Origin of the sequence: Rhizobium sp. CG5 (assembly GCF_023701945.1) — a bacterium.
Taxonomy (GTDB): Bacteria; Pseudomonadota; Alphaproteobacteria; order Rhizobiales; family Rhizobiaceae; genus Allorhizobium.
The window spans coordinates 37,397-63,804 of record NZ_JABAEF010000026.1; the positions used below are offsets into that span (position 1 = coordinate 37,397).

Below are 26,408 nucleotides of genomic sequence, written 5' to 3' on the forward strand. Positions count from 1 at the left end.
GCAGCGTCCGGAATTCAGGACTTCAGCGACGACCCTGGTCCTTCCCCGAAAACCCTGTCGTAAAGGGGGAGCACCACCGGCCTCCTCAGAGGAAATGGCACGAAGTGACCGCAATCAAACAACGACAATGCAACTACTGCATTCCGCTTCACGATTTCGGCAAATCTAATCGCTTGCTCTACAGGCGCACGCTCATCTTGCCGCCCATGCAGAATGTAGGCTTCTGCACGGATTCTATCTGCCTGTAGCAACGCCGAGCGTATCGCGAAGGCTTCTTTCGTAGTGCCTGCCTCAGATTCGATATTTGAGCGAATGCCGGGAAGGGTTGTTTCGTAGGTCGTTTCCAGATCATACATGCCTGCCACGAGGATAACTCCGCCAAGTGTGGGCTCCTGAGTGGCGACCATAGCCCCGGCGATTGCTCCACGGCTAACACCGTAGAGCACGGTCGAAGAGCGCCCGACCCCATATTCCTCTTCAAGAAAATCAAGCGCCAGACGGATTGCAATTTGTGTCGCTGGCCCGCAGAAATCGGGAGGGCCGCTAGATCGACCATAGCCGGGTTGCGAGACAGAGGCCGCGATGACTGAACGCCAGTTCGCGAACCGGGACAACATGCCATTTTCAGCTATGTCGCGCCCACCAGTTCGAGGATTATCCTGATGGCCATGAACAAAAAGAATAGCACCTCGTAACGATGCATCCGAAGCCGGCCGAGCAACAAACAATTCAAGTGACTTCTGCTCATCTAAGTTCAGCATAATGAGCTGAGAATCGACATTCATGGCATTCATCCTCGGGGCCAGTAGGAGGGGCTGTCGCAAAAAATTCCGAGTTTTTACCGATCTTGCAGCTGATATTTGCGACGTCGCAAGCACGGTTGCCAGTGCTTTAAAAATCGAAAACCCGATCAGATATTTGAACCGTCAATGCCGGAACTGATCAGGTCAGCTATCACAGCACGAATCTGCGGCCAGGGAAATTCATCGCCGGGATTGTCCTCTCCCATAGCAAGAACAGCATGCAGCTTTGCGGCTGCACCGGAAACCGAGTGAGCCGGTTGCGAAAACAGATCATTCAACCGTTCCGCCCGCATCGCAAACGCTTCCTGCTCCGCCAGCTTGGCGCGGCTGTATCCCACCCGCTCGTCCAGTGCATTCCAAGCCGCTTGCCGCTCGGCAAGCGTTGCCTTCGCCAGTGCCTTTCCTTCGGCGTTTTCCGGCGCATCACCAAATCGGCGATCGATCTCCTCCATTGTGAAAACCGAAACCACGCAATCCTGATCGGGCACGGGAATGTCAACATGGGGAAACCCAACAGCCGTGATCAGTGCGGTTTCAAGCCGCTGCTGCTTTCGGCACAACTTCTCGACCTGCTCATGGGCCACCCTCCACTCCTGCCACAACATCAGCGTTTGATCGCCACCGTCGGGCCGGTCGTTTTCGGAATGAAACGCCGCATTGCCATCCCCAACCTGCGCCGCTAGCCACGCCGCCGATGTGGAAAGCAATCTGCGTCGCGTGACGACAGGCAAAGTTCTGCTATTGTCGGAATCAGCCATGATCCGAGTTCCCTATAACTTGGTTATGGTCAGATCAGGTGGATGTTACAGCATCTGCCTGATCGCATACGACAAAGCATCACATACAAAATGATAGACATCAATCAGAAAGTTTGCCTTGGATAGCAGTGTATTGACGATGGAGCAGTGCCGCGCCGCACGAGCAATGTTGGGGTGGAGTCAAACGACGCTTGCAGAGGCGGCGAACGTCTCGCGGCAGACCATTGCTGATTTCGAACGTGGCGCGCACATGCCCATTGCGAACAATCTCGCCAGCATCACCGCTGCGTTTCAAGAGGCGGGCATAACCCTCATTCATGCAGAAGGCGGGGCCGTGGGCGTTCTATTCGAAAAGGCTCGATAGGCAAGTCACGCTGTGGCCGATCCGCGTCACAAGCCCAACCCCCGCTTTCTCGCAAAACTCCAATCAACCCCACCACCGTCTCTGAGCACACCGCTGATATGCTGACCGATCCGCTGGTCGAGCGCCGGTTGCCATGGCACAAGCTGGAAGCAGATACCATCATCGAGCATGGCGAAACGCCCGCTGGCGAGATTGATGCTGCCCTTCAGTGATCCGCTGACATATTCCCTCGGTTGGCTCGGCGTGTAGGACAGGCCTCGCTCCGCCGCCATCTGCCGGCCAACGCGGTCGATCTCGGTTCGCTCCAGTCGCTCCAGCAGATCCTTGGGCGCCCGGATACTGCCATTATCGAGACGCACGGCATGCCCCTGATCGACAAGGCTTTGGCGACGACGGTCCAGCGCGTCGCTGACCTTCAGGCCAAAGCCAGCTTGAGTCAGCGATGTGCGGTCGCGTGAGACAAGTTCGCGGTCGAGCCATGTCGCGCCGTCGCTGCTGATTTGACTGTTGAGGTCGAGGGTGGACAACGTGCGGACAGTGAACTCCTTTGCCCTGTCTCTGGCGTCATAGGCCATGCCGCGTTCAGGAAGATCAGCGGGGATCTTCCAGTGGTCGCCGTCGATCCGCTCGACATGACCGGCACGACGGAGCGCTTCGAGACGGCGAACATGGGAGCGGATGAAGGCGTCGGGATCCCCGCCAATCTTTTCGATCTTTGCCCTCGCCTGCTCCAGATGATCGCTTGGGCGATATATGCCGTCGTTGCTGGCGGCCAGATCACGGATGTTGATGTCCGATGCCCTGGGCTCAGCCTTTTGCGGGATCGGATCGAGCGAGACGATATGGCCGCGTTGGAGATCGTCCAGCCGGCCTACGTCAGAGGTTTCGACATAGTGGGTATGTCCGTCCACGCCGTCGATGACCAGATGCAGCCGGTCACTCATCTCGTCCCCCGCCAGTCCCTTCGCCAGGATCCGCCCGACCACAGGTTCTGTAATGCTTGTGCCGTGCGTGATGTAATCGCGGGCACCGCGCTCGTCGGCAAGGCCGTGATCCTCCAGCGCCCGGTGCATGGTCTTGATGATATCGCCACGCTCGCCAAGCGCACGTAGCGTCTGTTCCGCATTGTCGCGGATCGTCCAACGTCCGGTGTCGATCTCATCGGCCAAGCCATACCGTTCCAGGCGCTTCGCCCTGTCGATCAGAAGGGCTCGGTTGGCCCGGACCGGGTAGCTGTCGGAAGCATCGGGACGCAAATCGATGATGCCCTGTTCCTGGCTCTCCGCGATCAGCATCCTGTCGAGGCGGGTCAGGCGCTCAGCCTCCACCTCATGACGTAGCTTTTCCGCGATCTCCAACTCGCTCTGCTGGCCCAATTCCAACGTCACCAGAGCCTCGGCCCGATGGCGAACCCCATGGGCGATATAGTCGCCGGCAATGTTGAGGATGCGGCCATCCTCCAGCACGCCCCGGACAATGACATGGGTGTGGGGATGACCGGTATTGTGGTGATCGACGGCAACCCAATCCAGCCCGGTATCCAGATCGCTTTCCATCTGCTTCATGAGATCGCGGGTGAAGGATCGCAGGTCTCCCATATCGACTGCATCTTCGGGTGCAACAATGAACCGGAACTGATGCCGATCGTCGCGGCCCCGCTCGACGAAAGCCTTGCCGTCGGCCTCATCCTCAATAGCCGAATAGACCCTGCCCTTCTCGCCATCTTTCGTGACGCCATCGCGTTCCAGATAGCGCAGGTGTGCATCGACCGCCTTGGCCGTCGCCGCCCGGAATTTGGAGCCACGTGACTGCCCCCGTTGCGGGGCAAGTTTGACCACCCGCGCCTTGACCACGACACGACGCGAGCGGAACCGGGTGCCGTTGCCATCGCGCGTCCAGCCTCCACCGTCTTTCGGAAACGACGGCGCGAGTTTCGCGCCGCGGCCTCGGGCATTGAACCGCCCGCTCCCGTTGCCAGACGATCCACCAATCCGGTCCGGGTTTCCACCTGCCTTGCGCACGGCAATCTTCACCTGTGTGATGAACGGTTTCGAGTGCAGGCTAGCGCGGGCGCCCCGGCTCCTCGGTCGGCCCGGTTTGATGCGGAAACTGTCGTCGTCACGGTCTGCCATAGCGGCAGGTTCGGCGGCCATCCCTGGCCTGACAAGGAGCATTTTGCCGTCATCGCAGCCCGGCGTAAAAAGACTTGCAACCGCGTAGATCGGCGTAGCACACCTCTCGGAAGGTGGCCGCTATCCTCACGGATTACAGAGAAAATCAGCCGGATCTAAAATTCATCGTACCTCGCGGACCGCGACGCTTCCCCGTTTTCCGGCTGGAAAACAATGTGCAGACAACCACTTACGAGCAAGGCGAGCGCGAGCCCCGTCTCGCTTTATCTTGCCCTCTTAATCGGTCGACTTTTTGGTGTGTTTTCCATAATCGCAACCCTTCCTGTTGTTGATTAAAATCCATAATGTTTGACGTTGCAACACGCCACTGCCGGTGATCATCGGGGTCGGGTACGCCGTGCACTCTTGCGCACGCATCGACGGCTTTTTCGGGCTGACCTTTGGCAGCGCTTTTGCCATCGCGGTGCATTTTACCATCGGATGGACGGGGCATCGTCACAGGCATTCCAAACGTGGTCCGGCCGTCTTTCGATCGGTGCGGCCACAGGCAAGATAGCGTGCGTCCCGTCTTCCTGGTCTGTACCGTTCCCATCCGCTCACGCGGAGCCGTATTGTCCGTCACACCACCGTCAAAGCGGCGGCAAACTGCTCGTTCCCATCCGCATCCCGCATCACAGGCCGCGCAACGCCTGGGCACCCAGAAGCCTCAGCTCCTTGCCCTTTGCCCGCGCCGCCACATCCGCCTCGTTCGCCGACGGGTCGCCGACATAAAACGTTCCGTCGCTCCACATGGCGTGCATGATCACCGCCCGCTTGCGCGCCACCGCGACCGTTGCCTTGCGGTGACTGCCGCGCTTGGCCAGGCTCTCACCCCATCGCTTCACCTTATCCTTGCCGCGAAAGCGCGTCATCAGCGCCGACGCCGCCTCGTAGAGCGCGCGCCGCACGTCGGGGTCTCCGGCTTTCGATATTCGCCCCTGCACATCGATCGACGTGCCAGACTGCCATCGCCGCGATGTCAGCCCGAAGTAGGCTGCCACATCGCGCGAACGGCGGAACCTCGCCGGGTCCTCTACCGCCGTCATGAACGAAAGTGCCGCCACCGGCCCGACACCAGGGATCGCCATGAAGCGTCGGCAAAGCTCATGGCGGGCAACAAACTGCACGACAAGCTGGTGCAGCCGCTTGTACTGCTTCCACAACGCCGCGCGCGCCGACAGCATGGCATCCATCAGGTCGCGCGTCAGCTCATCCTGCGCCACTGCCTCTCGCACCGCCGCTTCGAAGCCGGTCCGACCCGTGCCGTTCAGGCGAATGCCGAATGCCTTCAGGGAATGGCGGATGGCGTTCTCCAGATCGAGAAACTTGCGCTTCAGGTTGCGCCGGTGCGTCAGAAGCAATCGCAGCCGGTAGCATTCCGGCGTCTTCACATGGGCACGCCGGAACCAGCCGGTGCGCATCATATGCGCAATGCCCAGCGCATCCTTCTGGTCCGTCTTGTTGCGCTGCGCCGCCATCGCCGCGCGCACATGCCGCGTTTCCAGACAGACAGCCGGAATGCCAAGTTTGACAAGCTCCGGATGCAGCCACGGCGACAGCGAGCCGGCCTCGTGGCCGACACGCCGCAGACGGGAAAGGAACGGCTTCAGAGCCGCAAGCAACGCCTGCGGATCGGTTGCCACCTTTACCTCCAAATGCACCTCGCCATGATCGTCAACGACGCAGACCGCCGTCTCCACCGTCGCAACGTCCAGTCCGCAAAAGTATTCCATCATCCGCCTCCTGCGTGGTTTCGAGGCGGCAATACTATCAGCGCCAGGCGCATCAGTCGGCGCCGCAGACGCGACCTGCCGATTACGGGCGGCAGTCCTCATGACCACCAGTTGGTGGACCGTTGTCGTCCGGCCGAAGGTCAAATCATCGACATCAGAAAGACGAAACTTGATCAATGTGCGAGCGGGACACCGCTTAAAAGTCATGCTTTACGGCGCTGGTGTCCTAACCCTTCCTAGCGGCTCATAATAGCCATTAATGCGGACTTCCGAGCTGCCGGCGGGGATGTCGAACGAAACTTCATGTCGCGGCAAAATTTTTGCCGGACGCGAAAATGCCACTAAATGAACCGCCTCTTTGCTCTGCACGAACTCGACGCTCTGGAGGAATGTCACTTCCGGCTCTAGCTCTTTAAGAATGAGTTTTACGGCACCAGGAGGTATCTGCACAGCGTCATACGCACTCTTTAACATCGAATTTGCGCCGACCAATACCCGGCCGTGGTAAAGCAACTCCCCTGACGGCATCTGAAAATAGGCAAATGGGCAGGATCCAGCGCCGCCAACAACATCTGCAACCAAGCTTAATTTCGGAACGTTACGGACTTCGACATTCGCCCCGTCAATTTCCAAGGATTTGAGCTGAAGTGCCGGGCCAAAATAGTAGGAGCTCGTCACTTTCGTGGCCTGTGGCTTCGGCAGATCCCCAAGCTTGTGTCGCATAAACGATTTGCAGGTTATCTTAGGCTCGCCTGACGCTGTGACGGTTCCGCTATCTTCGCAGCGGCGAAAGTTAACAGGCGACGAGGGGTATTTCTGGAAGATGTTGAAGATGGCTCTACCCTCTTCATCACTTGAAATCGAGCTCAACGGAAAATCATCGCTCTCGTAGCGCAGCTCCATGCTGAGCGGAATGACCAGTGATTTTCCGTTTTCGGACGTGAGTTCCAGGTCGCTCAGTCCCGTCGAGACCGGGGCAGCTTTGAAATCCAAAGACGTCCTGAGGAGTTTTCGCTCGTCCTGCACCACCTGTGCAGAGCGGATGACGATCTTGTCGTTGACCGGGGTTACAACAGCGATCAATACACTAAGGGTGCGCGGATCCACCGACGAAGTCAGACCGCCACCCTCAACCGTGCAACCGGGTTCATCCGATCCTGAACTCACCGTTCCCGAAAGCACCAGAAAATCTGCCGGCCAGTAATCTCGGCCGATTTCAGCATAGAAGTCATAGGTCGGATTTTTGGATGCCTCTTGGATCAGGTCCGTATCCGGATTAGTATCGCTTTCGTCACCACTGATTTCCCAAGGCTTGATCTTATCGTCCGCCAGGCTCTTCTCCAGGTCGTCAATCTGCGCCCAGTAACCGTCAAATTCTTCCTTCCCGATCATTCGGTAATACGTCATACATTCTGCTACGTCATCGGTGAGCCCCGCTCTCTTGAGGCGTGCGTTGCGCTCGATGTGACGGAGGAACGAAACCGTGGATTCTTCGGGGATGGTGTAAGCGTACCGATAGGTGCTCGACCATGTGTTGCTGCGAATGGAATCAAGGAAGTTACTATCGGGCCAGATGATCTCTGATTCGAACTGGGAAAAGAGGAAACTCCGCCGTACAGCAACGGGAATGGCGGTAAAGCTCGATTTGAACGGGATCGCCTCCTCGCCATCGGGAATCGATGTTTTTATCCCGCCTTTGAGTGAAAAGCGCTCAGGGAACACATAAGGGCTGAGTTCCGAATAGCGCGTCCCGTATTTTTTGTACAAGCTGTCTAAAGCATTATAGACGGGGTTGAGCATGACCACGGGATGTGCGCCAAGGATCGGGGCAAGATTTGCGTCTGAATACTTGGCAAGCAGAAACGATGCCTGCAAGGAATTCAGCCATATGTATCTTATCGCATAGGCGTGATTGGCGTCTTGGGGGCATGTCATCTTGTTGATCGTCACATCGCCCTCGGCTTGGGTCTGGACGATGATCACGCAGTTGCTGTCTTTCACGGTGGTGCTGTTGGTGGCGACAAGCTGCGCAAGAGAAGAAGATGGGCCGAATGCGAGCAAGATCAGAAGTGCTTGTAGAAGACTGGTCAACCGGTCAAAATGGCTCATTGTTTGACCCTTACATTTTCCGAATGGTCGACGACGACCGAATTCCAGCTGATCAAACCTCCCGATGACAGCGCCGAGATAACCACGAAAAAGATCAGAAAGGTCATCGTCATCATCAAGACAAAGGTCTGTGATTGCGTCATTACAATGAAGATGCCCATCCTCATCAGCTGGCTATAAAGCAAGTACATCACACCGACTGATAATGCCGCGACGCCACCGATCTTCAGCAATTCCACAAGCATTTGGGGCTCCAACTCGAATGTTCCTTCTCGATCCCGGTTGACGGCGCTCAGCGCATAGCTTGGAGGACAGCCTCAGCGACCGCCCCCATCGCTGCCCTGCGGTTCGCCATGGCGTTGCCACCCGAGATGAGCAGCTTTTCCACTGACGGATTGGTGATGAATTCCGCTTCGATATAGGCGGCACGGCATGGATCTGGTCGTTCGTCATTGCCGAGATTGCGATCATTTAAGACACCAAATCCGGGCAAGTCAGGATTGCCCTCATTGTCGGGCTTGATGCCACGGTCTCGCGCGCCGCCGTCAAGCGATTTGAGTGACAAGTACAGCGCAGATTGAACCGCGGTCGCGAATGCCATGTCTTCTCTGAGGTTAATATTGCCATTTTCACGAGCGCGATAGTACGTCTCGGATCCTCGAATTGAGGGGTTGGCGGCGCCGTTGAAGTGCAGGCATAGGAAAAGCTTGGCTTTGTGTGTTAACGCCATGCGCGCCCTTTCCCGGCCCGGTAGATTCTTATCGCTGTCCCGTGTCAGTACGACTTTGACTGCCTCGTCCGGCCGAGCACGGCTCAAGATCTCGTCCCGCAACAGCAGACAAAAGTCCAAGGTCAACTTCTTCTCTTTGACCCCGCTGACGGAAATTGCATGGTTGGCGTCGCTGCCTGCCATATTCTGCGTTCCGCCATGACCCGGGTCGATAACGATCGCGCCAAGGCTTCGCTTGCCGGTGTCTATGTTCCCATTGTCGAGAGGTGCTGCATCACGCGGCGCATTCAGACGCTGCCTCGCCTCGGGGACCAGATTCAGGACGTTTTCGGCATACTCTGGATTGCTGGGCGCATAGGTGGGGCCAATGAAGCCGATGAAATCTTCTGGGGTCGCGACATGGGACTCCCAGCCGGAATAAGGCGATCGATTGAGGAACGCCCAGTATCCCGCCACGAAGTTTTCCATGGTGGCGAATTTGCAGTAAAAATCAGCCCCATCGTGGGCATCGTACGCCACTTTGGTTGCAAATCCCGCCATCTCTTTCCGCCATTTGAGGCCAGCGAAGTTGTAATGGTCGCGAGCGAGTTCAGAAGTTCCCCTCCCGCTTTCAAGTATCCATTGCGCTAGAGTGACAGCGCGAAGCAAGGGATGACGAATTTCTTCATCCCGATAGATGGATACAAGCTTATCCAGCAAAGAATATTCTGACATGTCACCGCGCCCCAAACAAAGATGTTGCATCGCAGCCTCGTTCGGGCCAACGCCATGCACAATTCAACTTCATATATATATTGGAATGCCAGATACGCTTATAACTAAGATGATGCCCGTTTAGGTCGAGAAAGGCTAGCGGAATCTATAGCTCGATTGAAAATCGTGAAGCCTTTGCGTTGCTCATTCAGGCAATCTTGAAGCGACAGTGATTTATAGCATTATCTAATTTTCTCACTCCGGCGATTACGACAAGCTCGGATGGCATCTATTATCTAACAGTAAGCTTGGAGAGGCGCTTTCGCTATGTCTTTTGGGTATGCCTTAGAGTCGGACTCGAAAAGCCCTCAACGATATCCGTACCTTGCGAGGCGTCTGGTTATGAGGCGAATGTGGGCAATTATGATCCACGCCTCGGCTGATGCGATGGAGCGTTCAACGTCCTTGGCCAATCTTCGACATCTACCGAGCCAGGCGAAGGTCCGCTCGACCACCCAGCGCCGCGGCAGAACCTCGAAGCCTTTCGCCTTGTCTGACCGCTTGATGATTTCAATTGTCCAGCGCCCGATCTTCGTCAGCCGCCGCTTCAGCTTGTCGCCCGCGTAACCACCATCGGCGAAGAGATGCAGCAACCATGGCCACCTGTGGCGGATGGATTTCAGGAGGTCGGGAGCACCATCGCGATCCTGGATGTCGGCGCTGTGCACCATGAGGCCGACCATCAGACCAAGAGTATCAACGATGATATGACGCTTGCGCCCTTTGGTTTTCTTGCCCGCATCATAGCCTCGTATGCCGCCGCTTTCCGTGGTTTTCACACTCTGGCTATCGATCACACCGGCCGTCGGACTTGCCTCTCTACCTTCCAGCTCGCGGGCCTCCATCACCAGATGATGGTTGACGCGCGCCCAAAGACCAACGCCCGCCATTCATAGAAATAACGCTGGACGGTCGAAAAGGGCGGGAAATCCTTCGGCAGCATGCGCCACTGGCAACCAGTCGTGGCGATGTAAAGCAGTGCGTTGACGACCTCGCGCAAATCCGTGGTGCGAGGGCGACCCAGGCGGCGGGGTATCGGCAGAAACGGCTCAACCAGTGCCCATTCCCGATCCGTCATGTCGCTTGCATAGCGTGCCGTCCGCCGGGCATAGTGCCGACGGGTGATTTCTGTCCAGGACATCGTGAACTCCATCGAATCTTCGCAAATCCGTAGGCATCATAACCTGTTGAAATCACCCACCTCTTTTTGAGGCAGCCTCTTAGACGCACCTACAAAGTGATCAATGTAAGGGTCTGAACATGGTTTGCCGTAGGAGGCTTCTCTGCCAGCTTGGACAACTCAAACGCAAAAACCGCCCCTGAGAAACAGAGGCGGTGCGGGAGATTTGGCGGTTAAGCGGTCGTTATATCGGTGTAATAAGCGATTTATGTTTGAACTGGTTGCGGGGGCCTGAACGCGCAGAGGCTTGTAATTTCGAAACCTTCTTTGAAATGGGCTGACTCTCAGATTTTCCTTTAACGTCAGAAGCCTAAAAGAAAATTGGGAGATATTCCCGATTATGGATACCAAAATTTCAAATTGGGCTCGACCACGTCCGCCGGCGTGTTGGTGAAGCTTCGCGGTTAGCATCACTTCGGAAAGCGGACCCCTACCGAACTCCTAATGTTACTAACGCAACCATACTAGATTTTCCGTAACCCGAGCGGTCACAGCGGAAATCGCACCGTAGCATCAAGCCCCTACCCCTCCGCAGGAGGTCAATGAGCGAGCACTGAAGTTCGCTGCAAGATGACCTCCCGTTCAAAGCCGGCATTTTTAGGCTGGTTGATTGAACGGCAAATAACAATATGCGGAGAAACCTCATGGAAATGCATACGCCGGATTCGCTTCGCCGAATCCATGGCATAGACTTGACCGAAGGCCACCTGGGCCGGCAGCGGGGAATAGATTACTTTCCTGATTTGCTTGCCGGTGCGATTAACTGGGCAAGGCAGTATAGCAAAACTGCCGATGCGGGAGGACGATCCGATGATCGCTCTACCCGTTGACAATCTCCTCGCGTCGTTGGCCGCGCTCTTCGGCGCAGTATGCCTCGTAACCTGGCCTTTCTTCCGGACACGCCGGGCCATGCTTCTGGTGCAGATCGGCGTCACGGCAGGTTTTGGGATTCATTACGCCCTGTTTGGGGCCGAGACCGCTGCGATCGCCAATCTTCTGAGCGGTCTGCAGCTTCTGGCTTTCCTGCCGGGCGAAAAAGTAGTTTGGCTTAAAAGACTGGGACATTTGCTGATACCCGTCATGCTCCTGATGTCCGCGTTGACATGGTCCGGCCTTCCGTCGCTTTGCGCAGTCTCCGGAACTATTCTGCTGGCAATCGGACGGATGCAGGCGGACGAGGAAAAATTGCGGATCTGGGTGATGGCCGGCACGATCCCCTGGCTGCTTCACGACTTGCTGGTGGGATCGCCGATCGCTGCCATCGATGCAATCAGCCTTCTGACGGGGGCATACACCGTGTGGCGACTGAAAAGGCCGGCGCATGGCGATACTGGACGAAGACAAGCTGTTCAGGCTCCGGCAGCAGTTTAAGCAGAATGAAACACGCCCCGGCCGATCCGTCGACCGGGGCTATTCGTGTCGGGAGGCTTCGATGTATCAGAGCCTCACCGCGAGAACTCCTTTGGCATCACCCTGTCTTCCTGGCGTATCCTGATAGCAAGAGGTATCGCGTAGAGCGGAAGACCGATGAGCAGGGTTGTGAAGGCATTCAGGGTCAGGGCAAATCCAACGAGTTCGGGCAGGATATTGAGGAAATAATTGGGGTGTCGCATTAGACGATAGAGCCCGCTTTTCACCAGAACATGCCCGCTCGCGATAATCAGCTTGACGGTCCAGACCCTGCCAAGCGCACGGATCACCGCCACAAGGACAAGCGCGCCGGATGCGTAGATGAGAACGCCGAGCAGCGACACGACATCGGATGCATCGGCAGGAAACCACAGATATTCGGAGACTGCGCTCACATAGAAGGCGATATGGGCAAGCGTCAGGACGGCACTGTTGGTCTTGCCGAACTCCTGTCCGCCGGCACTTTTCAATGCCCGCTCGTTTCTGATCGAGATTGCAAGTGTAATCAGCCGGAAGCAGATCGCAACTGCGATGAAGGTGATGATCATTTACTGGTTGAACTCCTGGTTTGCGGCAGCAGTCTATCCGACAGTGCTGCAGCCGCTGGCACCTTGCCGGGTTCTGGGATGACGACAACAAAAAGCGCGGCGTTCGGCGCCGCGCTTTCATGATGTCTTGAGCGCTTCAGGCTTCGATCGGAGGGCCGACGAGTACGGTCCCGTATTTCGAGGCAATCTCGATGATCCCGGGCAGCTCGAGACCGGCAATCTCAGTGAACATCTGCTCGACGCCGCCTGGTGAAAAGAATGCCAGCATGCGCGCCGGCGTGCCGGCATTGTTGCGCCAGGCATGCGGCGCGCCGCCCGGAATGTAGATCGCGTCGCCCTTGGCGAGCACGGAAATCTCGCCGTGGAGCGAGAAGATAACTTCGCCTTCGAGGATATGAAACACCTCGTCCTCGACATGGGTATGGGTCGGTGTCGCAGCACCATGGCCGGCAATGCTTTCCATGATGGAGAATTTGCCGCCAGTTTCGGAGGAGTGGACCCGGATTGTCAGGCGTTCGCCGGGAATAGCTTCGAACCATGTCTGGTCCTTTTCCAGCCGTACGAACGGCAGGGCTGTGATATCGACTTTCGCGTTCATGTGCTTCCTTTGATAGGTGATCGCAAGCGCCAGTCTCCGGAGGGAGCAACATGGCGTTTCCTGCGCATTGAGATCGGTTGGACTAAGTCGGCGTGGCGCGTGGCGCGGCCGTTCTCAGCAGCGGCTGATGACGATCATCCTGTGCCGCCTGCTTTGATGAACGGCAGTCTAGGGCCGGTTTCCTACGAACGGGCTGCGTTCCGAGGCTGACGCGTTACGGCTGTAATCAACGGCGCGCTTTACGCGTCCTTTTCGAAAACAGCGGAGATTCGCAGTTCAACCGCGTCGGAAATGAACGGAACGAGATAGCTGATCCCGAACTCGCTTCGCTTTATCCGGGCGGTCGCCTCAAAGCCCACCGTCAGCATCTGCGACATCGGATGGGTGGCGATACCGACAAGCCGGGTCTGGAGCTTGATGTCCCGGGTGACACCATGCAGGGTCAACGCACCTGAGATGACGGCGTCTGTGCCTGAAACGGCGACGGATTTCGATTTGAATGTGGCGACAGGATGCTTCTCACTGTCGAAGAAGTCCTCGGTCTTCAGGTGCGCGTCGAGCGCCGCCGATGTCGAAAGAATGCCATCGACCGGAATTTCGATGTCCACCATTGCAGCGGCGGGATTTCGCGGATCGATGTCCAGCTTGCCTGACAGACCACCAACGAGACCGAGATAATGCGATATCCCGAAATTGTCGACGTCATATGCAACGTGGCTGTGATGGGTGTCGAGCGTATAGGTACCGGCGGAGAGACGAGATGGATCAGGCTGCCCCATGTCCTTGACGGAGATATCCTGGGCATTCGCCGTGAACGCGGCAGCAGCCAACAGGGCTGCGCAGATGGTTTTCTTCATGGAAGTTACTCGCTGTGTGGCGCAGCTGATCTTCAAACGGTCATAACGGCGGAACGTTCGTGCAGTCTGCGCGGTTTGCATCACACCGCGACGAACTTGATCGCGGTGGCCTTCGCGGGGCACACAGCTTGTGACAGCGCGCACCTACGCCTCGGCTACGAGGGGAGCGATACGGGCTACCGATGCAATATTTCCGGAGGAATGATCCTACTCCGCCGCGGCCAGGATAGTTGAGCTGCGTACGGCAAGTGACGCACCGGAAAACAGCTCGCTGCGCTTGAGTGCCGTGGTCAGTGGTTCCCAAGTTCGCGAAAGATGCAGTTTGATCAACTCGCCGGCTTCGTCGGCGCGCCGCGCCAGGACGGCCTCAACCAGGCGATCATGGTCGAGTGCGACTTCATCATTGCCGAAGCAGAGACTGAAGGGAATTGCCATGCGCATGTAGCGGTCGGCCTGCAGCGCCAACAGCGATCTCACTTCCAGCAGCCGCCGACTTGTACAAGCGGAAACGATTGCCTGGTGAAACAGCCCATGGATCTTGTACCATTCTTCCGACGGCCGGGCATCGTCACCCTCCCCGAGAATGGGAGCGCGTCCGAGCCGGTGATGCGCGGCCAGTATCGCCCCTTCCCATTCCGCGTCGCCGTTTTCGATCGCCGAACGCTGACAGAGATCCTCGATCGATACGCGGGTGCGAATGAGGTCAGCTAGATCGTCGAGCGACACCGGTGCGACCATGAAGCCTTTCTGGGGCTCCGAGATTACCAGGCCATCCGACGTCAGGCGCGACAGGGATTCGCGCACGGCGCTGAGGCTCACGCCCAGTCTCTCGCACAGTTCGTTTATCTTGATACGGCTACCCGGCTTCAGCTCGCAATTCAGGATCGCGAGGCGAATTTGCCCATAGGTTTTTGAGGTGAGACTGCTGCCAGATATCGTCATTGTTCTTATTTAGCAGACGATGTGTCCGAAGTCTATCATCTGCCATGAAATCTATTTTAATTTGACAAATCTTTTTTATGCGCCTAGAGGCGGAACGGGAGCAACCGGAACGTGAGATGACATGGCCAAGCAAAATGCTGCGACGGTACTGGTCGTTGATGACGACCCTGCCCTGGGCTCGATGATAACGGAATATCTCGATGCGCAAGGCATCAATACGGTCAATGTCGATTCCGGACGCGAGACACTTCGCTTCTGCGAGCGCAACGGTCCGGACCTGATCCTGCTCGACCTTCAGCTTCATGGAGAGGACGGGCTCGACGTATTGCGCGAGCTGCGCCAGCGCTCCGACGTGCCTGTCATCATCACGACAGGCCACCGCAGGGATGAGATCGACAGGGTGGTCGGGCTGGAGCTCGGAGCCGACGACTATATGACCAAACCGTTCGGGCTGCGCGAGCTTCTTGCCCGCATCCGCGCCGTGATGCGTCGCCATGCGGCAGATTATGCGCATCGCAAGAACGATGGTGTCAGCTACCATTTCGGCGGCTGGACACTGCGCCCGAAGACACGGCAATTGTTCGATCCGAGCGGTGGACAGGTCCCGCTGACCAAGGGCGAACATGGCCTGCTCGTCGCGTTTCTCGACGCGCCGCAGCGGACCCTGAGCCGGGAGCACCTGCTTCAGGCGACCCGCATTCACGAAGATATCTACGACCAGAGCATCGACGTGCAGATCCTGCGGCTGCGCCGCAAGCTCGAAAGCGACGCCAGTGCGCCGCGCGTCATCGTCACAGAGCGGGGGCTGGGTTATGTTTTCACGCTGCCCGTTGAGCGTTATTGAGGTAAGTCTTGTTAGCGGGATAGCGACGGTGTTCTTGTCGTTCCTGGCCTTGTCGGCGCCCTTCCCGGCTTACGCCAAGGAACCGATCACCCCGATCGACGCCCCCCTTTTCGACGCGAAACAGACCGATCTCGGCCGCCTGCTGTTTCATGACCCGCGCCTCTCCCGCGACGGCAGCCGCAGTTGTTCCAGTTGTCACGACACGCGCCTCAATGGCGCAAGCCGCAACCGCTTCGACCAGGCCCTGGATGGCCAGCCGCTTGAGCTGAACACGCCGACAGTCTTCAATGCGGCGCTGAACTATCGACTGAACTGGGAAGGCGGCGCGACAACGCTGCAGGAACAGGCGCGCGCATCGCTCCTCAATCCGAAGATCATGGGCGCCGATATGAAGACCCTGATCGAGACGCTGGATTCCGACGACACCGTCCGGCGTCTGGCAGATGTCGCCTATGGCCGACCGCTCGATGAAGATGTGCTTCTCGATGCCATTGCCGCCTATGAAACATCGCTGGTCCTGCCGAACAGCCGGTTCGACAGATGGCTGGCCGGCGATGAAACTGCGCTGACCGCTGTCGAGAAGGAAGGCTATGTCAGGTTCAAGGAAATCGGCTGTGCCGCCTGTCATCAAGGACGCAATGTCGGCGGCAATCTTTTCCAGCGCCATGGCATCTTCCATCCGCTGGCATCGCCGAAACCGGAACGTCTGCGGGTGCCGAGTCTCAGGACCGTTGCTGATACGCCTCCCTATTTTCATGACGGCAGCGCGGAAACACTCGGCAAGGCCATTCAGGCGATGGGCCGATCCCAGCTCGACGTCGATCTCGACCGGGACGACGTCGAGCGTATTGAAGCATTTCTGCTAAGTCTTAAAGGCAACTTGCCCGGCGAAACGATTGGGGCTCGCGCGCCATGAGAATGCAGGCTGCTCTTGCTTCCCTTGCTCTCCTGTTGTTGGCGACGACGGGTTTCGCCGTGTTCCGCGTGTCGGAACACCAGGCGGCGCTCCAGCAAATCGGCGGAGAGATCAAGACGCTGGAAGTGGCGGAGAACCGTCTCAAGAACAACGTGCTGGAGGCGCGTGCCGCCATCCTGAGAGATTACGACGCCATGGTTGAGGCCTCTGGCCAGATGCGGCAGTCCCTGCTTGATATCGGAGAAATGGCCGTCGGGATGCCGGGTTTTGCCGGCGTCCTGGCGTCTTCGACGAAATCGCACACCGACCGGGACCTGCTGATCGAGGAGTTCAAGAGCCGGAACGCATTGCTGCAGAATTCGCTGACCTATTTCAGATCGCTCAGCGGCGAGCTTCATCGCTCACCTGCCGAAAGCGATGCGATGAAATCCGCGACCGGCGATCTTGCCGTCGCCATGCTCGGGTTTCTTCTCGACGCATCCACGCAATCGGCTGCCGCGCTCCAGGCGAGCATCATCGACTTCGATCGCAGTCATCCACATGGCAACAACGCGCGAGTGGCAAAACGGCTGATCGCGCATGCGACAATCGTCCACCAGACGCTCCCCCAGGTCGACCGCCTGCTTCGCGCCATTATCCAGCAGTCTCAAAGCGGCGAACCCAGCGTTTTGAGCGAGGAACTGTCCATCGCCGAGATGCAGCATTCCAATAAAATGCAGTCCTATCTGCTGGCATTTTACTGCGCCGCCATCCTTGCGGCACTGCTCTCGTTGGTGACGGGCTATCGGCTGCGGATCAAGATCCGGCTCATCAAGGCGCGGCGGGAGCTCGATACGATCATTGCGCAGATGACGCTGCGCTCCCTGAATGCCGGCACGAGCGAACTGGACGGCATTATCGAACAGGCGCTGGACCGCATCGCAGCCTGGGCGGGCGCGGATCAGGCGAGATATCTGTCCGTCGGCAGCAGGCGGATCAAATACAGTTCGCTATCTGCCGATGGAACGGCTGAGCGCGCGACATGTCAGTATCTGGAAAGCCTCGCGCCGGATGACGATTTCATCTATGTGACGACGCTGCGGAGCCTCAGCGATCCAGAGCTGCGCGAGGCGCTTCAGCGCGCCGAGATTTCAGCCTGGTTCTGCTACCGTTCGAAGGATTCCCGCAAAGGATCGACCCTGACGCTCGAGCGCAAGACCGGCGACTTCCTGCATGGCGGCGAAATGCTCGATCTTCTCCGAGGAACGCTTGATGCCATCTCCTCGGCCATCGACCGGGTCGTCCTCGAAACGGAACGTCGTGCGCTGGAAGATCGCCTGCACCAGGCACAGAGGCTGGAGACCATCGGCACCTTTGCCAGCGGCATCGCCCATAACTTCAACAACATCGCCGCCGCCATACAAGGCCACGCAGAAATGGCCGCCAAGGTCGCGGCGCAGACGAGTGTTCAGCGCCACCTGAGCGCGATCAGCAAGGCGGCCGACCGCGCGCAATCCGTCATCGGCGAGATCATGGCCTTCGGCAAACCAATCCAGGGCGCTTACGAGACATTCGAGTTTTCGGCGCTGGCACAGGATGTCATGCGGCTGGTCGGCCCTTCCCTCGACAATAGCGCGGAAATCGATCTCGCTATCCATCAAGACGTGCTCGTCCATGCGAATTCCGGGCAGATCCAACAGGTATTGCTCAACCTGACAAACAATGCATTGCAGGCGTTGGACGGCCCGGGGACTGTCGTTATCTCCGCCGAGCGGATCGAACTGTCGCGCAACAGCCAATTGACCCACGGGACCCTGGCGCCGGGCATCTATTCCGTTATCTCCGTCTCCGATGACGGCCGCGGAATGAAGCCGTCGACGCAAAGCCGCCTTTTCGAACCCTTCTTCACCACCAGAAGTGCCGGCAACGGTCTTGGCCTTGCCACGGTAAAACATATCGTCACTGAACATGGCGGCGCCATCGACATGCAAAGTACCGTCGGCAAGGGTACGTCCATCAGCATCTGGATCCCCTTCGATGAAGATGTCGCGCGACAGGTTTCGCAAAAAGGCGATGGTCAGCGTGTGCTGATCATCGACAGCGATGCGGAAGAGCTCATGCGCGAGGAAGAAACCGTCGCCGCGCTCGGCTACGAGCCGGTCAGCTTTTCGGATCCTCGCAAGGCCCTCGCTGCCTTTGCCGCCGACTTCCGGAATTTCGACGCCATCCTGATCGTCGATCACGGCTCGGCGCTCGGCCGCATCGCATCTCACTTTCTGGCGCTGAAAAGCGACATTCCAATCATATTCGCTTCAGCCGACACCGGCAACCCGACGGGCATCTTGCCTGCAGCCAGGACGATGGAGATCCTCCGCAAGCCTCTCACGCCATCGAAGCTTGCCAGGGCCCTCGGTTCCTCGTTCCGGCAAAACACTCCAACCCGCTACGACGGTAACCTCCGGCAAGCCATCGGGACATCGGCCTGAAACCCCGCCGACCAATAGTGCTCCTGTTATGGACAATAATCATTCCAAGGAGTTCCTATGAAAACCGTCTTGATTACCGGCTGCTCGTCCGGTTTCGGGCTTGAAACTGCCAAATATTTCCTCGACCGCGGCTGGAATGTCGTCGCCACGATGCGCACGCCGCGTGAAGGCATTCTGCCGGAATCCGATCGCCTGCGCCTGCTTAGCCTCGATGTCACCGATGCGACAAGCATCCGCCGGGCCGTGGAGGAAGCAGGACCAATCGACGTTCTGGTCAACAATGCCGGCATCGGCTGGCTCAACGCGCTGGAAGGCACCCCGATGGACATGGCCCGCCATGTTTTCGAAACCAACACGATCGGCACCATGGCGATGACGCAGGCTGTCCTGCCGCAGTTCCGCCAGCGCCAGGAAGGGATCATCATCAACGTCACATCGACTGTGACACTGATGCCGCTTCCGCTGCTCTCCATCTATACGGCTAGCAAGGCGGCTGTAGAAGCTTTCACAGCAGGATTGGCGCTGGAACTGCAGCCCTTCAATATCCGGGCAAAGCTGGTGCTGCCCGGCCGTGCACCGGAAACCCGCTTTGGCGAAAATGCCCAGGCGCTGGCTGGCGAGCATGGCTTTCCTGAAGCCTATGGGGAGCTGGTGCAGAGCGTATTTGCAAGCTGGGCCGAGCTGCCGGCCGACCATGTGACCCGCGCGGTCGACGTGGCCGAGGCGGTGTGGCGCGCCGCCACCGATCCGTCCTGCCCGGACAGGTTGCCCGCCGGAGCCGACGCGGTGGCACTCGCCGCATAGGTTTGAGACGCCCCCTACAAACGCATCGTGGCGCCGAAGCTCCTTCGGCGCCACTCGTCTTTATGCGCAATTGCAAGGCCACGCCTGTCACGCGCCGTTTTGCCCTCCATCCAGCGTCAGGTTGACGCCGTTCGCGGCCCTGTTGCTCATCAGGAATTTCGATCCGTCGACAATATCGGCCATTTGCGGGAAGCGGCCGCTGCGGATACGCGACAGCATGCGGGCGAAAAGTTCCTTGTCGTCCTGCCAATACGGGCTGTCTTCAACCATACCGGGATGGATGGCATTGACCCTGATGGGCGTAATCTCAATGCTCAAGGTCTTGACCAGCCCCATCACCGCGTTGTTGACCACCGTGACTGTGGTCGAGCCGGGATAGGGGATATCCTTAGCGACGCCACCGAAGATCAGCACAGACCCGTCGGGCGATAACCGATCGAGAACGGCCGCGATCGCCGCCGGATAACCGACCGTCTTGGTGGTGACGAGTTCCAGGGCACCGGCGATATTATAGGTCTTGATTGTGTTCGCATCGCGGACCATCCCGACCAGGACGAGGTGGTCGATTGAAGAAACACCGGCAAGCGCTTCCCGCAACCCTTCCGGCTTGGAGAGATCGGCCGCGATTCCCGATATCTGTCCCGTGGCATCGGGTACGGAGTGCTGGATGTCCCGGGCGACATTTTTCGCGCGCTCGGAATCGCGACCCGCGATGGTGATTTTTGCGCCGTCTGTGAGAAGACTTGCGGCGAGTTCGCGGCCAATGCCGGCCGTTCCGCCAATGATTAGTATGTGTTTCATCGTGTCTGCCTTGGTGAATGTTATTGGACGTCCGAACGCTGCCGGTTTCCGGTGGCGTTCGGCTTGCCCCACCAATGCGCAGTCGCGACTACAAGGGGATTTTTGGAACCGATATTCAAGTTGCAATCGTAACATCGGCTGTGAAACTGTCGGACTATCGAATCAATATTTCGACGAGACTTGGTCCACTCGCCTGCTGCGCCTCACGAATGATCATCGAGATGTCTTCGACACTGTCAGCCCGGTACGCGGCAACCCCAAGCGCCTTCGCCAATGCTGTGTAATCGATCGCGGGATCGTCAAGCTGCATACCGACGAAACGTCTCTCCGTCGCGTTTTTGTAGCCGCCTGCTGCAGCGACATCCATGAGAACGTTGTAGCGCCGGTTGTTGAAGACGACGAAGATGACGTTGCTTGCATGATGAGCTGCCGACCAGAGCGCCTGGGGCGAATACATGGCACCACCATCTCCGGTGAAGCAGATGACAGGACCGTCGCCGGCAAGGGCCATTCCGACGGCAGCCGGCATGGCGCAGCCGAGAACCCCGCCCCTGGCAAAGAAATACAGGCCGGGAGCTGTCTTCATCAGTTCTTGCACCTTGCCGAAGGTCGCAGCGGATTCGTTGACGATGATAGTCTCGGGCGACAGGTTCTCGAGCACCGCAAGGGTTGCGGCATCAGCCGAGAGCGGCAGTATCCCATCGCTGGCGATCTCCCGGCGGATCCGCATCTTGCGTTCTGCAGCGGTGCAGTCGAGCTCTTGATGTCTTTGCCGCACGATCGAGTTGTCGATGAGCGGCGCAAGTGCCGCTGCCAGCGCGATAAGCGACGTGCCGATATCACCGACCACGGCGATGTCGCACGCAACATCTGACCCGATGGCAACACTGTTGTCGGCGATATGAATGACTAATGTGCCGGGATTGAGCGGCGCGTCCTCTCGGTAGGGATAGGAGATGAATGCCCGACTGCCGATCAGGAGCACGGCCTCATAGGATGACAATATGCTCCGGGCGGCGGACAGGTCGGGTCGGAGCATTCCATGCCAGAATATGTCGTCGCTGGAATAGGCAGCACGAGACGCAAGCTGTGTTCCGAATACGCCATATCCACCGACATGCGCCACGGCCAGAATGCCTTGTGCCGCATCCTCGGGAATGTCGTCACCGAGAACGATGGCTATCTTATCCGGTGCAAAAGCGGCAAGCCTGCCCGCCACATCAAGCAGATCCGGTGCGAAGCTGCTCCTGCTCGATGTGAGACGCGGCGACACCGGCCCCGTCGATGCCTCGTTCATGATGTCCATCGGCAAGGACAGAAATACGGGGCCCATTGGTGGCGTCCGTGCGATTTCGAAGGCCCGTCGCAAGGCAGGGCCTAAGTCTTCCGCGCGCCGGATTTCCGTCGCCCATTTCGACACCGGCGCGGCGAGAGCGACAAGATCGCCCGAGAGCCAGGGATCGGTGGACAGATGCCGCGTGTCCTGTTGACCGGCGGTGACGACGAGCGGCGTCCTGCTGGTCTGCGAAGCCACGAGAGCGCCCATGGCATTGCCCAGACCGCCGGCAGTGTGCAGATTGACGAAGGCCGGCCGGCCGGTCTTGAGGGCATAACCGTCGGCCATCGCCACCACGGTGGCTTCCTGCATGCCGAGAACGTAAGTCAGATCAGGCCGATCCACCAGCGCATCCATCAGTGGCAATTCGGTCGAACCCGGATTGCCAAAGATGTGCGTGACGCCTTCATCGGCAAGAATATCGAGGAGATCATGCGCAATCTTGCGCCGGCTGTGAAAATCCATCGCCATTATCCAATCGTAAACATCGAGAGAGATCATGAACAGGGAGAGGCGGCCATGCCTTGCGACAAGTCCCGCCCGCCGTTCGTCACCAGCCCTGAGACACCTGCGCAGCAGCCAACTTTGCCGTCGAGACTTCCGAGATCGTCTTCAGAACCTGGGAAGCGATCTGGTAGGGGTCGCCCTGGGAGTTCGGACGGCGATCTTCCAGATAGCCCTTGTAGTCGTTCTTGACGAAGGAATGCGGCACGCGGATCGACGCGCCACGGTCGGCCACGCCGTAGGAAAACTTGTTCCACGGAGCGGTTTCGTGCTTGCCGGTCAGGCGCAGGTGGTTGTCGGGACCGTAAACGTCGATATGCTCTCTCCAGTTCTTTTCGAATGCCGCCATCAGCGCTTCGAAATAGGCCTTGCCGCCCACTTCGCGCATGAACTTGGTCGAGAAGTTGCAGTGCATGCCGGAGCCGTTCCAGTCGGTGTCGCCGAGCGGCTTGCAGTGATATTCGATATCGATGCCGTATTTTTCCGTCAGGCGCTGCAGCAGGTAGCGGGCGATCCAGATCTGGTCGGCGGCGCGCTTGGAGCCCTTGCCGAACACCTGAAATTCCCACTGGCCCTTGGCCACTTCGGCATTGATGCCTTCGTGGTTGATGCCGGCGGCCAGGCACAGATCGAGATGCTCTTCGACGATCTCGCGAGCAACCGAACCGACGTTCGAATAGCCGACGCCTGTGTAGTAAGGACCCTGGGGAGCCGGATAGCCGGTTTCCGGGAAGCCGAGCGGACGACCTTTGTCGTAGAAGAAGTATTCCTGCTCGAAACCGAACCATGCATCTTCGTCGTCGAGAATAGTAGCCCGAGCATTGGAAGAATGCGGCGTGACGGCATCCGGCATCATGACTTCGCACATGACGAGAACGCCGTTGGTACGGGCCGGATCGGGATACATGGCGACGGGTTTCAGCACGCAGTCAGAGCTGCGGCCTTCGGCCTGCATCGTCGACGAGCCATCGAAGCCCCAGAGCGGGAGCTGTTCGAGCGTCGGAAAATCCGAAAATTCCTTGATCTGCGTCTTGCCGCGCAGGTTTGGTACAGGGGTGTAGCCATCGAGCCAGATGTACTCGAGTTTGTATTTGGTCATGGAGAATTCCTTTATTCTGTGACGGTCGGTTACTAAAACCGACGACGCTGTATCGGTGTTACAGAAACGGGAAAGAGCGCTGCATCGGTAACATCGGTGCGCTCAAGCAGCCGATGACTGCGATGCCGCTGCCGGAAAACCGACGAAACTGCCAGCAACAAATCCTTGCTACAGCCGTAGCGAAAAGACCGGCAATCGTGACGCGACTGCAATTCGCGCCGGTCTCAAATGGCCTCTCCCGGAGGCCATCATGTCGATCACCAAATATCCACCCGAGCCTGGTGAAAACAGGCACCCGCATCTCAGGCTCGTGTCGTCGAATGAAGATGCGATCGCGCCCGCGACTATACCCGATGAGCCGGAACAGGCCCGATCAACCGGGCATGCGGTCCTGCACGACCTGATCCGCGGCCTCGCTCTCGCGGGAGACGCCCTGCATGCCACGCCCGAATCCGTGCAGGCGCAATCGAGACTGCTGGAGGCAAACTCCAGGTCGCAATCTGAAGGAACCGGGCTTCTGGCCTGGCTGAAGACCCGGTTCAGGCGTACTGCCGCACCGGTCAATCACAGACATGAACCTGGCGGCAGCGTTACATCCGTAAGCCGAAGCTCCCGTGAAGAAACGGAGAAGTAGCTTTGGCCAACCAGCCTCTGGCGCGAACCAAGCGTATCCGATCTTGAGGAAGCCATATGTCTGAAACGAAAACCTGCCGCCTTGTACGGCCCGCCACCACCTATCAGGGAAAGCAGGGTCTCAATTATGTCGAGGGAATCTCGACCGAAAGCGTCGGGGCGAGAGCCATCTGCATGCATGTGCTCGAGATGCGGGCGGGCGCCCGCGCCAAGGCCCATCGCCACGACGACCACGAAACCGCGATCTACATGCTGTCGGGCAGCGTGCGCACTTGGTATGGCGAGAGGCTGGAACATTGCACAGACGTCCAGAGCGGCGAGATGTTCTACATACCCGCCGGTGTTCCCCATCTTCCGGCAAACATATCGAGCGATCCGGCCGTCGCACTCATCGCCCGCACCGATCCGAACGAGCAGGAAAGTGTGACGCTTCTGCCGGAGCTTGATCGGCTGGTCCACCCATGAGGCCGACAGATGGACCGCAGGAACGGGCTGTCGAGACTTGTCCGTCCACAAAAATTGGCAATCATCCGGACTCGGAGCGAGTGGTGAACCTGACGTTACGCCTGTTCTCGCTGGCGGTATTTAGCATGCTGATCCTGGATAGGCCTCTCGCCTTGGCGGTTTCTGATCTTCCGCATTGGTTTCGCACCGCTGCGTCCTGGATCTCCGGGCTTGCTGCCCCCGTGGTCATTCTGCCTTTCCTCTTTGGCTTATGGTTATCCGGCGTGCTTTTCGGAGGCGCCAGCGCGCCGCGCAGGCCAGCCTTTGGCCTCTTCAGCCTTTGCTGCAGCCTTGCCGCAGTCGCGTCCTCCCTGCTCGTCAAGAACATCGTCGGACGCGCGCGTCCTGACAGCACTCACGACTGGGACAGATTACTACTCAGGCCGTTTGCGTTCGACGATGCATTTGCTTCCATCCCTTCGACCCAGGGAGCATTTGCAGCAGCCGTCACATGCTCAGCCGCGATCTGCTTTCCACAACACCGCATCTGCCTGCTGACGGTGGGAGCGCTTGTGTGTGCCTCACGGGTCGTCGTCGGTGAACACTGGACAAGCGACGTGATAGCCGGCTGGGCCATGGGATGGCTGCTGACGCTGGCGATGCTCCGGCTGTTCAGGACATCGAGCGAGCACCAAGACGGATGACGGAGTTCGGTCCGATGCCAGAACTGAATTCACCTTACATAGAGAGACACTTCCATGACGAGAGATATTTCCCTCCAGGTGATAGAGATCGCCGGTTCCACAATGCGCTATATTGATATCGGCGCTGGCGAGACTGTTGTTCTTGGCCATAGCTACCTCTGGGACCACAGGATGTGGCAGCCACAGATCGAGGAACTGGCACAAACCCGACGAGTCATCGTGCCCGATCTCTGGGGGCATGGGGGAAGCGGCGCCCTTCCGGAGGGTACAAGGGACGTCAAGGACCTGGCCATGCACCATCTCGAACTGCTCGACCGTCTCGGTGTTGAGCGGTTTGCGCTTGTGGGCCTTTCCGTGGGCGGAATGTGGGCCGCCGAACTTGCCCTGATTGCTCCCAATCGCGTCACGGCTCTGGCTTTGATGAATACTTTTCTCGGCCCCGAGCCCGAAGGAACGCGAGAGCGGAATCTCGCCATGCTCGCCGCGGTCAAGCTGGCCAGGGCAGTCCCTGAGCCCATCGCACAGGCAATGCTGCCGATGTTCTTCGCACCTGCGACGTTCAAGGCCCGGCCAGACCTGATCTCGCAATTCCGGGACAGCCTCAGGGAGACCGATCCGCAGCGCATCGTCGATACGCTGGTTCCTCTGGGTCGCTTGATATTCGGTCGTCGGGATACCCTGCCCGATCTCGCCGGTCTCGACGTCCCCGCAATCGTCATTGCCGGCCGATACGACCAGGCACGTAGCGTGGCAGAGGGGCAGCAGACGGCTGCGGTACTCGGCTGCAGCTTTGTCGAATTGGCCGAGGCGGGCCATGTCTCCGCCCTTGAAACCCCGACTGAGGTCAATCGCCATCTTACGGCGTTCCTCGACCGGCACCTCCAGTCAAAAGAGCAATAAAG

General features: G+C 58.4%; 26 protein-coding genes. 10 read left to right on the forward strand and 16 right to left on the reverse strand.

Annotation, left to right across the window (positions count from 1 at the left end):
- Positions 1–14: 14 nt before the first annotated feature.
- Together HGO38_RS28020 and HGO38_RS28025 are read right to left on the reverse strand one after the other, a co-directional pair.
- A complete protein-coding gene (locus HGO38_RS28020; protein WP_250959104.1) occupies positions 15–785 on the reverse strand; it encodes an alpha/beta hydrolase family protein in 771 nt (256 codons plus the stop codon).
- Between the two features lie 125 nt (positions 786–910).
- Positions 911–1,561, reverse strand: coding sequence for a hypothetical protein (locus HGO38_RS28025; RefSeq protein ID WP_250959105.1), 651 nt, complete (start codon positions 1,559–1,561; stop codon positions 911–913).
- Positions 1,562–1,700: 139 nt separating this feature from the next.
- On the opposite strand from HGO38_RS28025, the gene HGO38_RS28030 reads away from it, so the two are divergent.
- On the forward strand, positions 1,701–1,925 hold the full coding sequence (locus HGO38_RS28030; RefSeq protein ID WP_250959134.1) for a helix-turn-helix transcriptional regulator: 225 nt from the start codon (positions 1,701–1,703) through the stop codon (positions 1,923–1,925).
- 26 nt (positions 1,926–1,951) lie between these two features.
- Here the strand turns inward: HGO38_RS28030 and HGO38_RS28035 are convergent, their stop codons facing one another.
- From HGO38_RS28035 to HGO38_RS28065, 7 genes are all read right to left on the reverse strand, one after another.
- Positions 1,952–4,057 carry a DUF3363 domain-containing protein gene (locus tag HGO38_RS28035; RefSeq protein WP_250959106.1) on the reverse strand — a complete coding sequence of 702 codons (2,106 nt, stop codon included), beginning with the start codon at positions 4,055–4,057 and terminating at the stop codon, positions 1,952–1,954.
- Between the two features lie 276 nt (positions 4,058–4,333).
- Complete coding sequence (locus HGO38_RS28040) at positions 4,334–4,516, reverse strand: hypothetical protein (protein ID WP_250959107.1); 183 nt, start codon at positions 4,514–4,516, stop codon at positions 4,334–4,336.
- Positions 4,517–4,728: 212 nt separating this feature from the next.
- Positions 4,729–5,829, reverse strand: a complete 1,101-nt coding sequence (locus tag HGO38_RS28045; protein WP_250959108.1) for an IS110 family RNA-guided transposase — start codon at positions 5,827–5,829, stop codon at positions 4,729–4,731.
- Positions 5,830–6,039: 210 nt separating this feature from the next.
- Positions 6,040–7,938, reverse strand: a complete 1,899-nt coding sequence (locus tag HGO38_RS28050; RefSeq protein ID WP_250959109.1) for a hypothetical protein — start codon at positions 7,936–7,938, stop codon at positions 6,040–6,042.
- Complete coding sequence (locus HGO38_RS28055) at positions 7,935–8,183, reverse strand: hypothetical protein (protein WP_250959110.1); 249 nt, start codon at positions 8,181–8,183, stop codon at positions 7,935–7,937. The genes HGO38_RS28050 and HGO38_RS28055 overlap by 4 nt, the downstream gene beginning before the upstream one ends.
- A gap of 47 nt (positions 8,184–8,230) precedes the next feature.
- On the reverse strand, positions 8,231–9,382 hold the full coding sequence (locus HGO38_RS28060) for an N-acetylmuramoyl-L-alanine amidase (protein WP_250959111.1): 1,152 nt from the start codon (positions 9,380–9,382) through the stop codon (positions 8,231–8,233).
- 347 nt (positions 9,383–9,729) lie between these two features.
- Positions 9,730–10,562, reverse strand: a protein-coding gene (locus HGO38_RS28065) for an IS5 family transposase (protein WP_502941654.1) whose coding sequence is annotated in 2 segments (ribosomal slippage) — positions 9,730–10,301 and positions 10,301–10,562 — 834 coding nt in all. Because the reading frame shifts where the segments join, the coding sequence is not laid out codon by codon here.
- An 849-nt stretch (positions 10,563–11,411) separates the two neighbouring features.
- Between HGO38_RS28065 and HGO38_RS28070 the strand changes: the two genes are divergently transcribed.
- Complete coding sequence (locus HGO38_RS28070; protein ID WP_250959113.1) at positions 11,412–11,972, forward strand: YgjV family protein; 561 nt, start codon at positions 11,412–11,414, stop codon at positions 11,970–11,972.
- A gap of 74 nt (positions 11,973–12,046) precedes the next feature.
- Here the strand turns inward: HGO38_RS28070 and HGO38_RS28075 are convergent, their stop codons facing one another.
- The 4 genes from HGO38_RS28075 to HGO38_RS28090 all read right to left on the reverse strand — a co-directional run bounded on the left by HGO38_RS28075 (position 12,047) and on the right by HGO38_RS28090 (position 14,956).
- A complete protein-coding gene (locus HGO38_RS28075; protein WP_250959114.1) occupies positions 12,047–12,559 on the reverse strand; it encodes an isoprenylcysteine carboxyl methyltransferase family protein in 513 nt (170 codons plus the stop codon).
- 136 nt (positions 12,560–12,695) lie between these two features.
- A complete protein-coding gene (locus HGO38_RS28080; RefSeq protein ID WP_250959115.1) occupies positions 12,696–13,157 on the reverse strand; it encodes a cupin domain-containing protein in 462 nt (153 codons plus the stop codon).
- A 239-nt stretch (positions 13,158–13,396) separates the two neighbouring features.
- Positions 13,397–14,158, reverse strand: coding sequence for a YceI family protein (locus HGO38_RS28085; protein WP_250959116.1), 762 nt, complete (start codon positions 14,156–14,158; stop codon positions 13,397–13,399).
- Between the two features lie 63 nt (positions 14,159–14,221).
- Entirely contained in the window at positions 14,222–14,956 is a 735-nt protein-coding gene (locus tag HGO38_RS28090) for a GntR family transcriptional regulator (RefSeq protein ID WP_250959117.1), read from the reverse strand.
- A gap of 121 nt (positions 14,957–15,077) precedes the next feature.
- Here HGO38_RS28090 and HGO38_RS28095 point away from each other — a divergent pair, with 121 nt between their 5' ends.
- From HGO38_RS28095 to HGO38_RS28110, 4 genes are read left to right on the forward strand one after another with little or no spacing between them, the layout of a single operon-like run.
- Positions 15,078–15,800 carry a response regulator gene (locus HGO38_RS28095; protein WP_250959118.1) on the forward strand — a complete coding sequence of 241 codons (723 nt, stop codon included), beginning with the start codon at positions 15,078–15,080 and terminating at the stop codon, positions 15,798–15,800.
- A 28-nt stretch (positions 15,801–15,828) separates the two neighbouring features.
- Positions 15,829–16,716, forward strand: coding sequence for a cytochrome-c peroxidase (locus tag HGO38_RS28100; RefSeq protein ID WP_250959119.1), 888 nt, complete (start codon positions 15,829–15,831; stop codon positions 16,714–16,716).
- Complete coding sequence (locus tag HGO38_RS28105) at positions 16,713–19,181, forward strand: DAHL domain-containing protein (protein WP_250959120.1); 2,469 nt, start codon at positions 16,713–16,715, stop codon at positions 19,179–19,181. Before HGO38_RS28100 ends, HGO38_RS28105 begins: the two co-directional genes overlap by 4 nt.
- Positions 19,182–19,238: 57 nt before the next feature.
- Positions 19,239–19,985 (forward strand): SDR family oxidoreductase, encoded by a 747-nt coding sequence (locus HGO38_RS28110; protein WP_250959121.1) that lies wholly within the window; start codon positions 19,239–19,241, stop codon positions 19,983–19,985.
- An 87-nt stretch (positions 19,986–20,072) separates the two neighbouring features.
- Here the strand turns inward: HGO38_RS28110 and HGO38_RS28115 are convergent, their stop codons facing one another.
- The 3 genes from HGO38_RS28115 to HGO38_RS28125 form a co-directional block, all read right to left on the reverse strand.
- Positions 20,073–20,786, reverse strand: coding sequence for an SDR family oxidoreductase (locus HGO38_RS28115; RefSeq protein ID WP_250959122.1), 714 nt, complete (start codon positions 20,784–20,786; stop codon positions 20,073–20,075).
- 154 nt (positions 20,787–20,940) lie between these two features.
- Positions 20,941–22,587, reverse strand: coding sequence for a thiamine pyrophosphate-binding protein (locus HGO38_RS28120; RefSeq protein ID WP_250959123.1), 1,647 nt, complete (start codon positions 22,585–22,587; stop codon positions 20,941–20,943).
- A gap of 85 nt (positions 22,588–22,672) precedes the next feature.
- Positions 22,673–23,725: a glutamine synthetase beta-grasp domain-containing protein gene (locus HGO38_RS28125; protein ID WP_250959124.1), complete on the reverse strand. Its 1,053-nt coding sequence runs from the start codon at positions 23,723–23,725 to the stop codon at positions 22,673–22,675.
- 250 nt (positions 23,726–23,975) lie between these two features.
- Here HGO38_RS28125 and HGO38_RS28130 point away from each other — a divergent pair, with 250 nt between their 5' ends.
- The 4 genes from HGO38_RS28130 (at position 23,976) to HGO38_RS28145 (ending at position 26,406) form a co-directional block, all read left to right on the forward strand.
- Entirely contained in the window at positions 23,976–24,359 is a 384-nt protein-coding gene (locus HGO38_RS28130; RefSeq protein WP_250959125.1) for a hypothetical protein, read from the forward strand.
- Positions 24,360–24,415: 56 nt separating this feature from the next.
- Positions 24,416–24,823 (forward strand): cupin domain-containing protein, encoded by a 408-nt coding sequence (locus tag HGO38_RS28135; RefSeq protein ID WP_250959126.1) that lies wholly within the window; start codon positions 24,416–24,418, stop codon positions 24,821–24,823.
- Between the two features lie 83 nt (positions 24,824–24,906).
- Entirely contained in the window at positions 24,907–25,506 is a 600-nt protein-coding gene (locus tag HGO38_RS28140; RefSeq protein WP_250959127.1) for a phosphatase PAP2 family protein, read from the forward strand.
- Between the two features lie 54 nt (positions 25,507–25,560).
- Complete coding sequence (locus HGO38_RS28145; protein ID WP_250959128.1) at positions 25,561–26,406, forward strand: alpha/beta fold hydrolase; 846 nt, start codon at positions 25,561–25,563, stop codon at positions 26,404–26,406.
- Positions 26,407–26,408 lie beyond the last annotated feature (2 nt).

Excerpts from the sequence above, each read along its gene's own strand:
- HGO38_RS28020 (WP_250959104.1), bottom strand. The coding sequence starts at position 785 with ATGAATGTCGATTCTCAGCTCATTATGCTGAACTTAGATGAGCAGAAG.
- HGO38_RS28025 (WP_250959105.1), bottom strand. The coding sequence starts at position 1,561 with ATGGCTGATTCCGACAATAGCAGAACTTTGCCTGTCGTCACGCGACGC.
- HGO38_RS28030 (WP_250959134.1), top strand. The coding sequence starts at position 1,701 with ATGGAGCAGTGCCGCGCCGCACGAGCAATGTTGGGGTGGAGTCAAACG.
- HGO38_RS28035 (WP_250959106.1), bottom strand. The coding sequence starts at position 4,057 with ATGGCAGACCGTGACGACGACAGTTTCCGCATCAAACCGGGCCGACCG.
- HGO38_RS28040 (WP_250959107.1), bottom strand. The coding sequence starts at position 4,516 with ATGGCAAAAGCGCTGCCAAAGGTCAGCCCGAAAAAGCCGTCGATGCGT.
- HGO38_RS28045 (WP_250959108.1), bottom strand. The coding sequence starts at position 5,829 with ATGGAATACTTTTGCGGACTGGACGTTGCGACGGTGGAGACGGCGGTC.
- HGO38_RS28050 (WP_250959109.1), bottom strand. The coding sequence starts at position 7,938 with ATGAGCCATTTTGACCGGTTGACCAGTCTTCTACAAGCACTTCTGATC.
- HGO38_RS28055 (WP_250959110.1), bottom strand. The coding sequence starts at position 8,183 with ATGCTTGTGGAATTGCTGAAGATCGGTGGCGTCGCGGCATTATCAGTC.
- HGO38_RS28060 (WP_250959111.1), bottom strand. The coding sequence starts at position 9,382 with ATGTCAGAATATTCTTTGCTGGATAAGCTTGTATCCATCTATCGGGAT.
- HGO38_RS28070 (WP_250959113.1), top strand. The coding sequence starts at position 11,412 with ATGATCGCTCTACCCGTTGACAATCTCCTCGCGTCGTTGGCCGCGCTC.
- HGO38_RS28075 (WP_250959114.1), bottom strand. The coding sequence starts at position 12,559 with ATGATCATCACCTTCATCGCAGTTGCGATCTGCTTCCGGCTGATTACA.
- HGO38_RS28080 (WP_250959115.1), bottom strand. The coding sequence starts at position 13,157 with ATGAACGCGAAAGTCGATATCACAGCCCTGCCGTTCGTACGGCTGGAA.
- HGO38_RS28090 (WP_250959117.1), bottom strand. The coding sequence starts at position 14,956 with ATGACGATATCTGGCAGCAGTCTCACCTCAAAAACCTATGGGCAAATT.
- HGO38_RS28095 (WP_250959118.1), top strand. The coding sequence starts at position 15,078 with ATGGCCAAGCAAAATGCTGCGACGGTACTGGTCGTTGATGACGACCCT.
- HGO38_RS28105 (WP_250959120.1), top strand. The coding sequence starts at position 16,713 with ATGAGAATGCAGGCTGCTCTTGCTTCCCTTGCTCTCCTGTTGTTGGCG.
- HGO38_RS28110 (WP_250959121.1), top strand. The coding sequence starts at position 19,239 with ATGAAAACCGTCTTGATTACCGGCTGCTCGTCCGGTTTCGGGCTTGAA.
- HGO38_RS28115 (WP_250959122.1), bottom strand. The coding sequence starts at position 20,786 with ATGAAACACATACTAATCATTGGCGGAACGGCCGGCATTGGCCGCGAA.
- HGO38_RS28120 (WP_250959123.1), bottom strand. The coding sequence starts at position 22,587 with ATGGATTTTCACAGCCGGCGCAAGATTGCGCATGATCTCCTCGATATT.
- HGO38_RS28125 (WP_250959124.1), bottom strand. The coding sequence starts at position 23,725 with ATGACCAAATACAAACTCGAGTACATCTGGCTCGATGGCTACACCCCT.
- HGO38_RS28130 (WP_250959125.1), top strand. The coding sequence starts at position 23,976 with ATGTCGATCACCAAATATCCACCCGAGCCTGGTGAAAACAGGCACCCG.
- HGO38_RS28135 (WP_250959126.1), top strand. The coding sequence starts at position 24,416 with ATGTCTGAAACGAAAACCTGCCGCCTTGTACGGCCCGCCACCACCTAT.
- HGO38_RS28145 (WP_250959128.1), top strand. The coding sequence starts at position 25,561 with ATGACGAGAGATATTTCCCTCCAGGTGATAGAGATCGCCGGTTCCACA.